General features: G+C 37.4%; 15 protein-coding genes. 11 read left to right on the forward strand and 4 right to left on the reverse strand.

Features of this window, described 5'->3' with window-relative positions; genetic code table 11:
* Positions 1 to 121: 121 nt before the first annotated feature.
* The 8 genes from GQR55_RS15235 to GQR55_RS15270 all read left to right on the forward strand — a co-directional run bounded on the left by GQR55_RS15235 (position 122) and on the right by GQR55_RS15270 (position 7968).
* Complete coding sequence (locus tag GQR55_RS15235; RefSeq protein ID WP_166421270.1) at positions 122 to 1264, forward strand: ATP-binding protein; 1143 nt, start codon at positions 122 to 124, stop codon at positions 1262 to 1264.
* 14 nt (positions 1265 to 1278) lie between these two features.
* Positions 1279 to 2274 carry a hypothetical protein gene (locus tag GQR55_RS15240; protein ID WP_166421271.1) on the forward strand — a complete coding sequence of 332 codons (996 nt, stop codon included), beginning with the start codon at positions 1279 to 1281 and terminating at the stop codon, positions 2272 to 2274.
* Between the two features lie 5 nt (positions 2275 to 2279).
* Positions 2280 to 3641 (forward strand): TnsD family Tn7-like transposition protein, encoded by a 1362-nt coding sequence (locus GQR55_RS15245; protein WP_166421272.1) that lies wholly within the window; start codon positions 2280 to 2282, stop codon positions 3639 to 3641.
* Positions 3642 to 3661: 20 nt separating this feature from the next.
* Entirely contained in the window at positions 3662 to 4495 is an 834-nt protein-coding gene (locus GQR55_RS15250; protein WP_166421273.1) for a hypothetical protein, read from the forward strand.
* Entirely contained in the window at positions 4492 to 5226 is a 735-nt protein-coding gene (locus tag GQR55_RS15255) for a hypothetical protein (RefSeq protein WP_166421274.1), read from the forward strand. The genes GQR55_RS15250 and GQR55_RS15255 overlap by 4 nt, the downstream gene beginning before the upstream one ends.
* A 104-nt stretch (positions 5227 to 5330) precedes the next feature.
* Positions 5331 to 5531 carry a hypothetical protein gene (locus GQR55_RS15260; protein ID WP_166421275.1) on the forward strand — a complete coding sequence of 67 codons (201 nt, stop codon included), beginning with the start codon at positions 5331 to 5333 and terminating at the stop codon, positions 5529 to 5531.
* A gap of 738 nt (positions 5532 to 6269) precedes the next feature.
* Positions 6270 to 6962, forward strand: coding sequence for a DUF6088 family protein (locus GQR55_RS15265; RefSeq protein ID WP_166421276.1), 693 nt, complete (start codon positions 6270 to 6272; stop codon positions 6960 to 6962).
* Positions 6940 to 7968, forward strand: a complete 1029-nt coding sequence (locus tag GQR55_RS15270) for a nucleotidyl transferase AbiEii/AbiGii toxin family protein (protein ID WP_166421277.1) — start codon at positions 6940 to 6942, stop codon at positions 7966 to 7968. The genes GQR55_RS15265 and GQR55_RS15270 overlap by 23 nt, the downstream gene beginning before the upstream one ends.
* A 165-nt stretch (positions 7969 to 8133) precedes the next feature.
* Here the strand turns inward: GQR55_RS15270 and GQR55_RS15275 are convergent, their stop codons facing one another.
* The 4 genes from GQR55_RS15275 to GQR55_RS15290 form a co-directional block, all read right to left on the reverse strand.
* On the reverse strand, positions 8134 to 9282 hold the full coding sequence (locus tag GQR55_RS15275) for a hypothetical protein (RefSeq protein WP_166421278.1): 1149 nt from the start codon (positions 9280 to 9282) through the stop codon (positions 8134 to 8136).
* Between the two features lie 305 nt (positions 9283 to 9587).
* Positions 9588 to 9896 (reverse strand): hypothetical protein, encoded by a 309-nt coding sequence (locus tag GQR55_RS15280; RefSeq protein ID WP_166421279.1) that lies wholly within the window; start codon positions 9894 to 9896, stop codon positions 9588 to 9590.
* Positions 9897 to 10286: 390 nt separating this feature from the next.
* Positions 10287 to 10532 (reverse strand): DUF4235 domain-containing protein, encoded by a 246-nt coding sequence (locus tag GQR55_RS15285; RefSeq protein WP_002958040.1) that lies wholly within the window; start codon positions 10530 to 10532, stop codon positions 10287 to 10289.
* 241 nt (positions 10533 to 10773) lie between these two features.
* Entirely contained in the window at positions 10774 to 11157 is a 384-nt protein-coding gene (locus tag GQR55_RS15290; RefSeq protein ID WP_166421280.1) for a hypothetical protein, read from the reverse strand.
* Between the two features lie 409 nt (positions 11158 to 11566).
* Here GQR55_RS15290 and GQR55_RS15295 point away from each other — a divergent pair, with 409 nt between their 5' ends.
* The 3 genes from GQR55_RS15295 (at position 11567) to GQR55_RS15305 (ending at position 13920) form a co-directional block, all read left to right on the forward strand.
* Complete coding sequence (locus GQR55_RS15295; protein WP_166377973.1) at positions 11567 to 11872, forward strand: helix-turn-helix domain-containing protein; 306 nt, start codon at positions 11567 to 11569, stop codon at positions 11870 to 11872.
* Positions 11862 to 13172: a HipA domain-containing protein gene (locus GQR55_RS15300; protein ID WP_166421281.1), complete on the forward strand. Its 1311-nt coding sequence runs from the start codon at positions 11862 to 11864 to the stop codon at positions 13170 to 13172. The genes GQR55_RS15295 and GQR55_RS15300 overlap by 11 nt, the downstream gene beginning before the upstream one ends.
* A 253-nt stretch (positions 13173 to 13425) precedes the next feature.
* The gene (locus GQR55_RS15305) at positions 13426 to 13920 is read left to right on the forward strand and encodes a hypothetical protein (protein WP_024590238.1); all 495 of its coding nucleotides are present in this window, start codon (positions 13426 to 13428) and stop codon (positions 13918 to 13920) included.
* The last annotated feature ends 120 nt before the right edge of the window (positions 13921 to 14040 follow it).

The following is a 14040-nucleotide window of genomic DNA, read 5'->3' on the forward strand; positions in this document are numbered from 1 at the left end:
ATAGGCGCTGTGGAGTTAAATCCAGAGCAACACAAAGAAGCTGCTTAACAATTTAGGCGACAACTGTCTTGAAAAACGCCGTTTACCTAGAATTGAAAGTAAGTCCAAATTTTATGAGGCTATGAGTAAAGCTCAGAATACTGAACTATCTCATCATTGCTATATATCAAGTCAAATCAAAGAGCATTTTTACGTTCCAACTGAAGATGCTTGGAAAGTTCATAAAGCTATAGAAACAATGATAATGGAGGGATATAGGTATAAAAATATTAATAGCTCGGAATATTTTAAGGATGTAAATAAAGCTCTTTTTAATGAGGTAGATAAAGCTAGTGGCCATATAATGCATAAAGTTGAGTTAGGTGGGTGTTTATTCGGAGAATCTGGTGTTGGTAAAACAAAATTAGTCAGGGAGTCTTTACGTTTATTTCCACAAAAAGTTAATCACTCAAGTTCGAGCAGCGTAACGAATACACCTTTGATTCAAATCCCTTGGATAATGGTAACGTGTGAAGCGACAAGGAAAGCAACCCTAAGGTTAATTATTGAGGAAATCGATAGAGTTGCAGGAACTTGTAATTTAGTAAAGCTGAGTGAGCGCGAGAGTATCCACAAATATTGCAGTGTAATACGTTTACTGTGTATTCAATATTCAATAGGGATTATTGTACTTGATGAGAGTCAGTGGTTTGATCAGAAATCACAATCGAATAGGGACTCTATTAACAGCTCTTTTTTACAGCAAATTTATAATCGATTTAATGTCCCTATTCTGCTTATTGGTACTCCTCAATTAGTTCAAGCTCTAATGCAAAGCCAAGCCACGTTGAGGCGTTTTAAAGAAGCTATATATCATGAGCTTCATTATTTCGAATCAGACTCTGAGGAATGGAAGATAGCTATACAAACGTTATTTACTAATTTCATTTTCAATTCAGCGAAAAAGCCTCTAACAAAAAAGCAGTTTGATCTGATAGATGATTTTGCTTTTGGTTGTATGAATGAATTAATTCATCTCGCTTGCAAGGTATCAGAGCTTGTAGAAAACGGTCAGGCTAATAAACCTACGGAAGCTATACTAAAAGCTTCTATCAAGGCACTTAAAAATAGTAATACAGATTTTAAGGTTGGCCTAAAAGGAGTCTCTAGAGTCAAAACTAACTCGAATCATACATATGAAGCTTTAAAAAATATCAAAAGGAGTAAGCGTACAAAAGATAAAGAAGAGCCGTATAAACCTCTAGATTTAGATCAATTTATGTAGAGTAAGGTGCCAAAATGACTGCTATTAAAGATTTAGGCAACTTCTTTCCTATTCATCCTAATGAATATTTCCCCGCGTATATAATGAGATTACGCTATTTAGGAGAGCATTTAAGCTTACCTAAAGAAATGCTTATATCCGATATAAGGGCTTCAACAATACCCGATAATATCTACCCTCGCTCCATTATTCCTTGCATAAATATATTGGAGCCAACAAGTATTGAAAATAACAATGGGCTTATAAACCGTGCGGTATTAATTGATCATTTTAGCGCTAATTATTGGCAAGGCTTTATTAAACCCGGTGAGCTTAACCTTTACAATGCAGCGATTATAAATGGTCATAAGGCAAGTAATAATCTATTTGAAGGTGAGCAGCTTTTAAAAGTATTTAAACCTCTTAAGTTTTGCAGAATGTGCGCTGAAGATGATAGAAAATCAATAGGCTTAGCGTACTGGTATAGTGAGCATCAAATACCAACAATTTACACTTGCTCAAAGCATTCGTCAGTTCTAGAACATGCCGTATGGGATCATAAAAAAACCTTAATCGACAACCCTATTATATCTTCTAATAATGCGTGTAAATTACCTAGGGTAGTTTTAACACCCTTACATGTTTGGTTGGATAAGCAATCTAAATATTTATTAACTCAGCCCTTACCAAGCACAAGGGCATGGGTTGCCTCAGTTCGCGAAGTTTTATATGAACTATTCGAGGCAAAATATACGTCAAGGGGCGTTATGTTTTCATCTAGGTTAATTAACCAATGGGGTTTATTTCTAAGAGAGTCATTTAACAAACTGGAGCCTACTAAGCGTTATGGTGCTGAATTTGAGAAGTTTAAAATTCAACATATTTTATTTCCTAAAGCGAAGCAGACACACCCTATGATATTTTTGCTTTTAATTAAATTTGCTGAAGAATATACGGGTGAAAATATAGCTAGCTACCGCGCAGATCATTTTAAAAAACATTCATTGAACTGTAATGGGCTACTGAGTTAAAACTAATGAATATACTGCCGTTGCTACCTGATGAGACAATATATTCATTTTTGGCACGGCTCAGAGTTTACTCGGGTGGTTATAATCATCGTTCAGCGAGTTTGCTTTGGTTTGAACAATATGGGCTAAGTTTAGACCAAAAGCTAGCCACCCACTTAGCGTATTTTTCTGCGCAAACGAACTTCCCAGTAGAACTATTACTTAATGAGCATACTTACTATCCCCTATTTTCTTTAGCGGGTAATGAGCCTAAAAAGCTTAAAAAAGTTATGCTCACGGGTCCATCTTATCGATTAGGCAATTACGCTAAAATCTCCCAATCGGGTCTGAAAGCATTGAGCAAGGATAAATATTGTTTATCGTGCATTGAAGCTGACAAAGAGAAGTATGGTGTTGCTTATTGGCACCTGTCACACCAGTTCACAGGCATACAAAGTTGCCATATACACAATACGTTACTTGTCGGTACACCGCCTTCATCAAGAGTGTACAGCTTGCCTCCGCAAGCAATACCATCTTCTGATGTGCCAGCGAGTGATTTACAGCGGTTTTTCACTTCTTATGTGTTGGAAGTTAATGAGTCGGCTAAAAGCCAGAAGCGCAATGATTTGTTACTGGACAAAAATAATTTGAATGCTCTGGTTAGACAAAAAGGGTTTATGAGTAATGACAGTATCAGTATGCAATGTTTAATAGCGGCTATATCAAACATAACTGTGCGCCTGTTTAACAGCGATATTTTTACTGAACACGTAGTGAGAAACCTTATTCGTAAGCCTTACTATGCATGTCATCCGCTTAAACTTATATTATTTCGCTTTGCCTTGGAGCAACTGCCTGACATAGCGGCGCAAGAGCATTTACAGTTATTGAAACCAACAGATAAAGATAAAAAACGTGAGAAACAGTGTCTATTATTACTACAAGAAGGTGAGTTAAATTTTACTGAAATAGCTAGACGTATAAGCTGCTCTATAGGTTATGTGATTAAGCTAGCTAAACAAGAAAACATAGCTTATTTAAAACGAACGCAATTTATTTCAGCTGATATAGAAAAGCGAATTTTAATGCGTTTAGTAAAAGGTGATGCTAGAGATGCAATAGCACGCGAAGAGCAAGTATCTGTTAGCTCTGTTGAGAAAATATGTGGTGAGCATTATCAGCTTTCAGAGTGGAGACAATACTTAAGTGCACTGGGTAAAAGAGGCAAGTATCGTATTGAGATGCGTTCAGTCCTTAAAAAACACTCCTTTTCTACACGTGCCGAAATTAAAACTATGTACCCCGCTTGTTATATGTGGCTTTATAAATACGACACCCAATGGCTGTATTTGCATCTACCGCCAGCATCCTATCGTTCAAAATAATTAATAGAGGAGTGAGACTGGTGAGCCATCAAATTATTTGTATTCAAGTTAGCGAGCTTAATAAAAGTAGCCTCTATATGCATCATCGACTAACAACGCCTAGTTTATGTTTAATTGAATATAGTGATGATTTAATGGCTCAAATCGAACGCGCGCGGCAGGTACTTTTGAGCAATGAGCTAGAAGAAGTGGTATTAAAAGTAACGGGTATTAATTGGTTTTTTGAACTTACAAAAAGGTATGGGCACAACACAGTATCGTACTTACATGTAACACCCTACAAGATTGCTTTTTCGGGGTTAGTGCCACCTAATAAAGAGCCTTACTTTACCACTCCTTATATAGCTACAACTGACATCCTAATAGACGGTTGTACTCTTAAAAAAGTCGAGTTAGATAAAAGACGCTATACGTTGGCTTTATCTATAGTCAAAGAGCTTGAATTAAAAGAAGTTGAACTCGAAGAATTATCTAATTTAATTTGGCGTTTAGACGAAGTAGGGAGCTCAATACACGAACTGGATAATAGTTGTATAAATAGTTTATCCGCCGGTTGTGATTCCACTTTGCTAAGTATTAACGAGGAGATTAATCATTTAGAAGCAAGGCTGGAAAAGCTGGAGCTTTATATAGAGCAACTTCTAAGGCGGTTAGTAAAGCGCTTGTTTGGTATCGATTACGGTGATTGGTTAACACATATTAGTGCTGAGACAGGGAATAAAGTCAGCTTACGTTTTGAGCATTGTAGTTATCATAATAAGGTAATTACATTTAGTGGTGTGGGTATTACTAAGGCAGGTAAAGTGGGTAAACGCTATCAATCAATTAGTGTTGATATTAGGAAAGAGGGATGAATATCCAATCCTTGATTTCAAAGCTAAAGCAAGCCAAAAAGCGCCGAGTTATATTTGATTACCATCGCTCACCGAAAAATGGGGTTGATATAACTACCGAAGACTGGATATGGATAGCCCCTTTTTTGTATGGGCTGTTCAAAGAGCTTAAATCAATGAAGTACACCATTACGATAACATGGTGGGGAGAAATTTTTGTTATTTACAAAGGGGCTGATACTGCATTTGAATTGACTTTAAATTATCAATCCTCCGTTCCCTATACTTATGAATTCACGCAGCGAGTACGAGATAAAACCTATGTTATACACACGCTTTTAAATAGGCAGACTGCTTTAAATTTAGGGCTGAAAGCCTATCGTACGGGAACCAAATGGTTCTATATCCCTTTAGGAGAGTCCAAAGCAACGGCATCTAGTGTAGCGTGTAATATTAACGAAGTGATGCAATCTCGACTGAAAGAGTACAGTTTTGCTGGCTGGTCAGTAAAACCCGATATAGCGACTTCAGATGACATTGCGGCTGTTATTCATTATGGAGCAGCCTTATTTGGCTTAGGCTCTAGGTTTGATTATATCTCTAAGAAGCTTCTTGAATTAATAATTTACCAAGACATTGAGTTAACCAATAATGCTATACACATAAAACGTAGCCCATATCTAAGCGGCTATGAGTTTTATCTAGATATCAAACAGTTTTCCTTTATAAAAAAGTATTTACCTCCTCAATAAATTCATACCTAAAAAGCATACTAGATATTTTTAATTTAAGTTCTACACTTTCAAATAAGCTTATTTGAAGTGACTTTGTATATATTAAATTAAGGATATTTAAGATGGATCAATATTATGTAAATAATAACTCGCAACCTACTGGTGAGCATGAGGTGCATAAAAATGGCTGTAACTTTATGCCAACAAATAAAGCAGAGCTAGGCATGCACAGCACATGCTCTTCGGCAGTACAAAAAGCAAAGGGTATTTACTCTAATGTGGATGGATGCATGTTTTGCATTCCTAATTGCCACACTAGATAACCGTTCCTTAAATAGGAAATAAAGGTGCTTTTTCGCAAACTTATTAATTTTTTTGCTGCCCGCCAGCCCAATGAAAATGGAGGGGGCATTCGCAAACTTATTTATCATGAACATGAGACTAATTTTTGAATTTTAATGGGTAGTAATTCCCATTATAGTTTGGGAATTTATCAAAATTTAAAAAGCCGTTGCAGCAATGCAACGGCTTTTTTGTGCGTGGTGATTGCCATAAATAATATGGGCGTAGGTTGGGAAGAGTGAAACGAAACCCAACGAATCACAAATATACTTACTCGCTCACAACTCAAGAGTATGTGTTATTTATTGTAGGCGTTTAACTTGCTGACGCGCGGGCGACAGCCCGAATAAGTATTTGAATATGTGTTTAAGGTTATCATCACCGATAACGCGAATACGTTTGGTACTTTTAGAAATTAGAAACCTTATTCAAGGTTTTGTCGCGCTGGCGACCGCAGCCAAAGAGAGGCTGCCGCTGGTCCCTCTCTGGACACTCTCAGCGCACCCGAGCATCACGCTATTTCCTTCAAACCACAATTGATGTGAACGTAAACGTCATGAAAGCACATCCATGTGCAAGCATGGCTTTCATTTCATTAAATATGGATCTTTAGCTGTCAGTTTATGTCAGGAAAGGTTGGCGTTTTTTGGCTGGCAATTTCTGTCAGTGGTGGTATTATTTCTACATGGTAAGATATATTTTTACTAACTGGAGGCCGGATGGCTGCTTTAGATGAAAAAATAAAATTTAGAAATGATGTATCTTCATTGGTGAGGAACTATGTCTATCATTTGCAGTTTGGAAAAGCATTTACAACTAAACAAATTTTGAGAAAGAAAAAGTTAGGCGATGATCAGAGTGATGCAATAGCAAGTGCTCTAAGTCGCATGACGAAGAGAAAGGAAATTATTCGAATTTCAAATGGCGTTTACTACAGACCAAAAAAAAGTCGTTTTGGGCGTTTACCTATCGAGACAAAAGAACTTGTAGCTGCTATTGCTAAAAACAAAGATGCGACTATTGCCCCTGCTGGTGTCACAGCGGTCAATGCTCTTGGCTTGGATACACAGCTTTCGATGGTGAAGAGCTTTATCATCTCAGAGCGTATACGTGCGAAAATAGATGTTAAAAATGTTAAATTTGAATATAAAGAGTCTTTTAAATTTTTTGTTTCTCATTTTAATGTGAAAGAAGAAAGTACGAAAAATAAAGCTCTTATTTTGTGGAGTGCATTTTCGTATTTAGATAAGTCGGGATTTAAACTCTATGAAGATGAATTAAAGCTTAAGTTTAGATCAATGCTAGAACCAAAAGTACAAACCAAATTCATTAGCGCTCTACCTCGTTCAATGAAATGGATTTCTGAATCACTCGAAAGGAAAGAAGTAGATGAGCGAGTTTCTAAATCTTGATGTTGAAGCAAGAAGAGAGGCGCTTCTTGCAGCTCAAGAACAACACATAAGTAATTTACCCGCTTACATTATTGAAAAGGATTATTGGGTAACAATTACTCTGAAGGTACTGTATTTAGTAATAGCACCTAAACTATCGGATAGGTCTCCTAGCCCCTTTGTTTTTAAAGGCGGAACGTCATTATCAAAATGTTTCAATGTGATAAACAGAATGTCTGAAGATATAGATTTATCTCTCTCTTTGGATCTGCTTGGTCACGATGCTGTAGTTAAACAAGAAGGAATCAGTCGAAAAAAATTACAGCAGGCCGCTAATCAAATACAAGATACGGCTAAAAAATTTGTTGCTGAGATGTTGTTTGATGAAGTGTCCCAAGAGTTAAAAAAGTTTGATTCTTCAATTAGTCTCAAAATCGAAGATAATGGTCTTGATATCGGTATTTATTATCCCTTAGCGCTTGGGGATGGTGAATACGGTACAGGCGTGTTACCAAGGGTTCTCCTTGAAACAGGAGGTTTGTCCGACGACAATCCAACAGAAGCTGTCCAAATCCAACATATGTTGGGAGAATCGATAGACAGCTTAAATGATGAGCCGTTTGAGGTGGTAGCGTTAGCTCCTGTTAGAACAATGCTTGAGAAAATGTTTGGTGTGCATACCAATTTGACTCAAAAAAAGAGTCAGGATAAGTACGCTCGACATTTATTTGATATTGTTCAGCTTAGTTCAGTTTATCCCGATTGGCACCAACAAAGCGCTCTTTTTTTTAATCATGTTGATTTTTCTGACGCTAATTATAAAACTCATCAAGAATCATGTGACACAGCTCGCCAGGGGCCACTGAAATTGTGTCCTGATTGTGAGGACATGGATTCTCACTACCGAAGTGACTGGGAAAAAATGAGCGATATGTTTCCCGGAGGAACCTTGCCTCTTACCTATGAACAATTAATTGAACAAGTAAAGGTTATCGAGCTTCACGCAAACAAAACATTCTTTGTTTGATACTTAGTTAACCAACTTAATTACAAGTTGTTCTAAAAAATCAGCAGGGTCAGGTCTTTTTTTGCCTTTTGTGATTAAGAAAAAAATGAAAACCTGCCCCTAGTAACCCCATTTAAAAAGGGCAATAATATTGCCCTTTAATGCGCTTAAATTGGTAGTTATAAACTATAGCGCTACTAAGCTTTGCTCTAGCATTGCCTTTATTTGCTTTACTATTTTAGCTTCTGTTTTAGGTTCGAATTGTTGTATACGTGGGGTATGAATATGCCCTGTAGGTATACTTGAATTAAGCGCATCGCGCAGGCGAATACTTCGGTACGATATTTCGTTAGACAGGTAACCACCGCCTCCGCCATTTACCGCAATACTATTTTTAAGCTCGCCGTAAGAACCTGCTTTATAGGTTTTTTCAAGCGTGGTGACTTCATGATTGTCGATAACTTTATAAGGGCCTTTGGCTTGTTGCATGGAATTTACAGGCAAGCTAAATTTTACAAACTCGTTGCCCGGGAGTGGTCGGCCATTAAGCTTTGGTATCACTGGGCTTGTTTGCGTGCCGCCATACACAATATTGGCATTATCGGGGGCGGTTACACTGCGGCGTTTACCCGGGAAGCGCTCTAAATCAAATTCTGTTCTGCCCATACTTACGGTTACTACCATGTCTACATTATTAAGTGCGTAGTAGGGGGCAAGTAGTGATTCTATTATACCTTGATCAAAGTCTTCGTAGCGCACAGGCACCATAACGGTATTAATTTCTGCGCTTATGCCATTGTAATTAATAACTTGGCCGTCGAGTAATAGCGCCGCAACACCTGAGGGGTTACTTTGGTTTATGTTTCTATCGAGTAAAAAAGGGTCAAAACCCGTAAGTAATATTTTTTTAGTGCTGCCTGATGAAAAAGCAAGGTCGGTACGGCCTCTGCTGCCTTCCTCAAGTAGGGTTAGTAAAGTATTTAGTTGAGCCTGCGTAATTGAAAATTTAGGCGATGTTGTGCGTATTACTTTGCTTGAAAGCAGGCGTGCCCAGTAAAGCTCACGGTCGTCGTAATTATTAGTTTTTATAATGCGTTGTTTGGCGTTTTCCCACAGTTCAAAGCTAAAGCTTTGTACTAATGTTTTTGCACTTTTAAAGTTGTTAAGCTCTTTAAATTGTTGCTCAAAGCTTGTTACTTGTGGGGTAAATGCATTTAAAACATTTGGCATTGCCGATTGAGCTTTGTTGATACGCTGCTCTTCAACAGTTAAAGGATTACTTAAAGCAGCGAATGAAGAGGTAATTAAGCTGGTCGCTAATAATACTTTGATCATAATATTCCTAATATAAGGCTATTGTTTTATATGTAATTTACTATCCTACTATTGCTAACTTAGAGCAACCAATTAACGTTGAATCGACTGATATTTGCTTTTGCAGAGTATTGGTATTGTTTAACAGGCCAATTAGCATCATCGGCTAATAAAAATCCCAGAGTCGAAATTGACCTTTATGAGTTCTACTTTAAGTTTTAATAAAAAGTAAAAAGCCGTTGCAGCAATGCAACGGCTTTTCATTATGGTTTAATGCGCTTGCGGCAACACGAGCGTAAGCCAAATATAGTTTTAAACCGTCCTAATTATTCATCAGGCCCTTTGAACGTAAATTTTAAATGTTTACGCATATCTTTTAAAATAACGCCTTTTTTAAGCATTGCGCCGCTTAAACGCTTTTGCCACTTTAATAAATCTGGCTCTGCGGCTGTTAATGCTTGCTCGTTTTCAAACTGAAAGCACAGCAGTAGTGAACTTGGAAATAAGTGATATTCCACATCAAACCAGCATTGCAGCATGCCTGGGAGCTCAGCGCGGCCTTGTTCTTCTAATTTTTCAGCAATATTGAGTACAAGTGCTTGCTGCTTTATTTGCACTGCAGATAGTTTTTTCATTATTAAAATCCAAGTTAGCGGCTAAAAAATGCAGCCGGAATACGGGCATTATACGCAAGCTTGTAGGCAGGCAACAACTTTGAAAGGGAGTTAATGTTTAATAGAGTGTATCTGCTTAAAATTTAGAAGTGCATGTCGCAAGGCGTCTTCGGCTTTTCTAACTTACGCAGGTCGGATAAGCGGGGCAGCCGTGCCATCCGACATTTTAAACTTCATCACAGAATCTTAATTTGGATATTAATACTAACGTGTTTTTACTCTATGGTTAAATAATCTTAACTAGAGTTTTGCCAAGTTGCTTGCGACAACTAAGGAGTAGCTGTCGCAAGCCGTCTTTTGAGCCTCATCGTATTACGTTTAATACTTATAAGAGGTATCAATAGGGACTGTTTATTTGGAGCGGCGCTTGTCTAGTACATAACGTACGGCCATTCTTGCAACGCCCGCACCAATGCCCGAAACTACCGCCCATGTAACGGCCTCTTTAAGATCTGTTTCTTCGCTTGGTCTATCTTTTGGGGCTGGTTCGTTGGTAACCTTTTCCCACGATTTTTGTAAAGTTTTCCTTGTTAACATACCTGCAGATGCAGCGGCGAGACCTATACCTATCGTCGTAATTAGCTGTTTATTACTCATAATATTCTCCTTTTTATAAATAACGGCAGCGTTATTTATGTGTAACTCTTTAAGTAAGAATATTAATAACAGCAATTTACGTACCGATAGACGTTTGGGTAATAAGCACAGTTATAAAAAAACTCACTCAAAGTTTTAAAAATTTAAGCGTAAAACTTTAAACGTAAAAATTTGGGTGAGATTACGGCAAGAGTCAGAGCGTTTAACTGAAAGGGTATTCGACTCACGCTTAGGAAGTTTATTAAGTTTGTGCTTCAGTTCCTAGTAAGGCGCCAATGTAGGCGAGTTCTTCGCTAAAAATACCGTTCAAAAATGCATTTTGCTCAATTATTACAGCGTCATTAGGTTGGGCTTTGTATTCTTGTTGGCATCTTGCAAGCTCGGTGGCTAGCCATTGGCAGGCGTTGTTAACTGTGTTTATTGCTGTTTTTAAAAATGATGACCATTTTATTTTTTGTAAATTAAAGCGATAAAGCGCGACAGCAATAACACTATAAGCTTGCTGTTCAGGTGTTGGTGTGTTGTCAGTGTTTATTGAAGTGCTGTTTAAAAGCTTGGTATTGACCATCGCTTGTTGCAGTGCCGCTTGCTGTGATTGACTTAAAAAGTAGTTTTCGTAATCCATGAGTGGCCTATATCTGCTGATAGCAGGGCAGTAAAAAAAGGAAATTTAGCACAGTATTCTACGATTCATGCGCACCGAAAAATGAGCAATAGTGATAACAAAATTAGACTGACTCTTTACTTAATTAATAAAACACAATTGTAACTGGGTAGGGGTTTGAAGAGGGTAAGCGTCTTTGTTTTAACCTTATTTTTAATGTTAGTTTACTTTAGCAGACTTTTTTTACTTAAGTTTGTTATTGTATACTTTAATTGTGATTTTAATAGCTGCTTTTACATTTGCATACTTTTCCTCACTTAAGTTTACTACAGTGTACTTTTTTGGTTTTCTATTTACTTTGGTGTATTATAATGTACTTATTGTTATTTTAGTTCGCTTTGGCGAGCTTATGATTTAAGAGCTGAGTATAATGAGCAACTTATATAATTTGAAACAACAGGTTTTAACACTCTTAAAAGAAATAGAGCGGATAGAGTCCTTACAATCGAGCGATAGTGAAACCTTTCCTTTATCTGAGTTAAAGCAGCGTGTACATCAATATTGCAAAGAGAATGGCATTACTATAGATACTTTTTGCGAGCTTGCCACTATTAGTAAAGCGACGCTTTATAAAGCATATAACAGTCCAAAGTCGGCCAAGCGATCAACTATTGAATCTATTCTTAGTGTATTAGGAGACTATCAGTTACTGGTAGCAAGATGTAATGGAAATTAATCGTAGGGCAACAGTTTTTGCAAACAGTATCAGGGCAGGAGATCTGATTGAATATAGAGATCAGAGCCTATCGGGTAAAGAAGAATATATTTTTATTTACGATAGAAACTACCTAATTAGTGGCGATCCAATAGGGCATCACTTTCCACTAAAAAGTGAACCATTTAGTTTTGATATTTTGCCTCCATTTTTTACAAACTTATTATCTGAAGGCTGGTTGCGTAAACATCATGCAGAAAAATCAAGGCTAGATAAAAATGATGAATTTGGTTTATTGTGCGCTAATGGTAACGAGTTAATAGGAGCCATTTCCGTTGTTGCAGGCAAAGTAGCTACTTTAACAGGCCGTCAACCGGTTGGCGTTCCTATCCCTGACTCTAAAACGCTGGAACAACAAGGGGTAACTATTATTGGCTCCCCTGATGATTTTAACGAATACGCTGTTGATCATGCTAATGGACAGTCTATATCGGGTGTGCAGCGTAAGCTACTCATGAAGTTAGAAGGTAAGCAGCTCATTCCTACTGGATCTGGAGGACAATACATTGTTAAACCAGCGCCAGAAGTTGCTCCCCATCTACCTGAAAACGAGTTTTTTATTATGCAATTAGCTAAAAAAGTTGGCTTTGATGTTGCCGATTGCGGACTTATTCCTTTTGAGTCTGGAGAGCTTGCGTATATAACTAAGCGCTTTGATATTATTGATGAGCAGCAGCGCTATTTTATTGAAGATGGGGCGTCGCTATGTCAAGTTCATCCGAAAAACAAAGATAGTGATGCATTGAGTTACGAGAACGTACTATTGAAGTTATCTCGTTGTGCAGGTAACAGTAAAGCCGTCACGCTCAAATTGTTTCTACAAGTTGTATTCAGTCACATTGTCGGTAACAACGATTTGCATTTAAAAAACTTTTCTATGCAGAGGAAACTTCATAAAAGTAATCGCATTATGGACTTAGTTACGCCCATGTACGATATGCTGAGCTTAGCACCTTACTCTACATTCGACAGAGCATGTTTTATGTCTTTTGGGGTACTTGCTATAGAGCAGGGTGACGAAGGTGACTTTAGTGATGCTTATAATATATTTGGATTTTATACTAAAGAAGATTTCGTTCAGCTTGGTGTAAATATAGGCTTACCTAAATTAATGGTTGAAAAGCAGATACAAGTGCTTAAAAGTAAAGTGCTTAAGGTAATCGAAGATGGCTTTCGTACGCAGATGCCTGAGCATATATATGGAGCTATTGTTAAACGCATTCGCGAGCGTTGTCGTACGCTAGAGTTGAGCTACCCTTAACTATTGTTTTTAATTTTATTGGTAAACACGGTAATAACCATTAACAAGAGAGTGATAAAAATATCCCTTTATTTCGCAAGGCATTTTGTTTTTTGTAGGTAGGAGTTTTTTACAAAATTTAGCAACTTTTACTCTAACAATAAAAGGATTAGTTAGAGCTTTTTTTTATCTTGTTGATTTAATTTAATAATTTTTTTGGTTTGAGTTTTGCTTGGTAGTAAGTGTATTTTCTTAAATAAATAAAGGAGTTATTATGAGTACCGTTATTACTGGGTTATTCGAAAGTGCATCACAAGCAACACTCGCAATTTATAGATTAGAAGCTTTAGGTATTAATGAAGCTGATATAAGCATTGTAGCCAACGACTCATACGCAAAGGAAGATTTTGCTGTAGACGAAGGTACTAAAGCTTCTGAAGGCGGCCTTATTGGCGCGGCTTCGGGTGGTATTCTTGCTGCAATTATTGGCGGTTTCACTGCCGTAGGGACTGTAGCAACAGGCGGTACTGGCTTATTAGTTGCCGGGCCATTAGTCGCTGCATTTGCTGCTGGTGGCGCAGGCGCTGCAGTAGGTGGTACTTTGGGTGCTGCAATTGGTGCGTTTATCCCTGAGCACGAAATTAAGTATTACGAAGATGCCATTGAAAAAGGCTCTATATTAATTGGTATTAAGTACGATAGTGATAATAAAAACGCTATTGAAGAAATACTTAACAACGCAGGCGCAAGCAACGTTTCTACGGCGTAACACCGGCTAGTTAATAAAAAAGGTGAAACTTAGTTTCACCTTTTTTGTGCTATTTTTTTGATTAGGCATAAAATCTAACTTTAAGTAGCGCTTACAATTAAGTTACTATTTGAATTGTAT

The sequence above is a fragment of the Pseudoalteromonas sp. Z1A8 genome (genome assembly GCF_011378855.1).
Taxonomy (GTDB): domain Bacteria; phylum Pseudomonadota; class Gammaproteobacteria; order Enterobacterales; family Alteromonadaceae; genus Pseudoalteromonas.

What these genes read in the sequence shown, in the direction of transcription:
- GQR55_RS15235 (WP_166421270.1), top strand. Translation starts at nt 122, where the DNA reads ATGAGTAAAGCTCAGAATACTGAACTATCTCATCATTGCTATATATCA.
- GQR55_RS15240 (WP_166421271.1), top strand. Translation starts at nt 1,279, where the DNA reads ATGACTGCTATTAAAGATTTAGGCAACTTCTTTCCTATTCATCCTAAT.
- GQR55_RS15245 (WP_166421272.1), top strand. Translation starts at nt 2,280, where the DNA reads ATGAATATACTGCCGTTGCTACCTGATGAGACAATATATTCATTTTTG.
- GQR55_RS15255 (WP_166421274.1), top strand. Translation starts at nt 4,492, where the DNA reads ATGAATATCCAATCCTTGATTTCAAAGCTAAAGCAAGCCAAAAAGCGC.
- GQR55_RS15260 (WP_166421275.1), top strand. Translation starts at nt 5,331, where the DNA reads ATGGATCAATATTATGTAAATAATAACTCGCAACCTACTGGTGAGCAT.
- GQR55_RS15265 (WP_166421276.1), top strand. Translation starts at nt 6,270, where the DNA reads ATGGCTGCTTTAGATGAAAAAATAAAATTTAGAAATGATGTATCTTCA.
- GQR55_RS15270 (WP_166421277.1), top strand. Translation starts at nt 6,940, where the DNA reads ATGAGCGAGTTTCTAAATCTTGATGTTGAAGCAAGAAGAGAGGCGCTT.
- GQR55_RS15275 (WP_166421278.1), bottom strand. Translation starts at nt 9,282, where the DNA reads ATGATCAAAGTATTATTAGCGACCAGCTTAATTACCTCTTCATTCGCT.
- GQR55_RS15280 (WP_166421279.1), bottom strand. Translation starts at nt 9,896, where the DNA reads ATGAAAAAACTATCTGCAGTGCAAATAAAGCAGCAAGCACTTGTACTC.
- GQR55_RS15285 (WP_002958040.1), bottom strand. Translation starts at nt 10,532, where the DNA reads ATGAGTAATAAACAGCTAATTACGACGATAGGTATAGGTCTCGCCGCT.
- GQR55_RS15290 (WP_166421280.1), bottom strand. Translation starts at nt 11,157, where the DNA reads ATGGATTACGAAAACTACTTTTTAAGTCAATCACAGCAAGCGGCACTG.
- GQR55_RS15295 (WP_166377973.1), top strand. Translation starts at nt 11,567, where the DNA reads ATGAGCAACTTATATAATTTGAAACAACAGGTTTTAACACTCTTAAAA.
- GQR55_RS15300 (WP_166421281.1), top strand. Translation starts at nt 11,862, where the DNA reads ATGGAAATTAATCGTAGGGCAACAGTTTTTGCAAACAGTATCAGGGCA.
- GQR55_RS15305 (WP_024590238.1), top strand. Translation starts at nt 13,426, where the DNA reads ATGAGTACCGTTATTACTGGGTTATTCGAAAGTGCATCACAAGCAACA.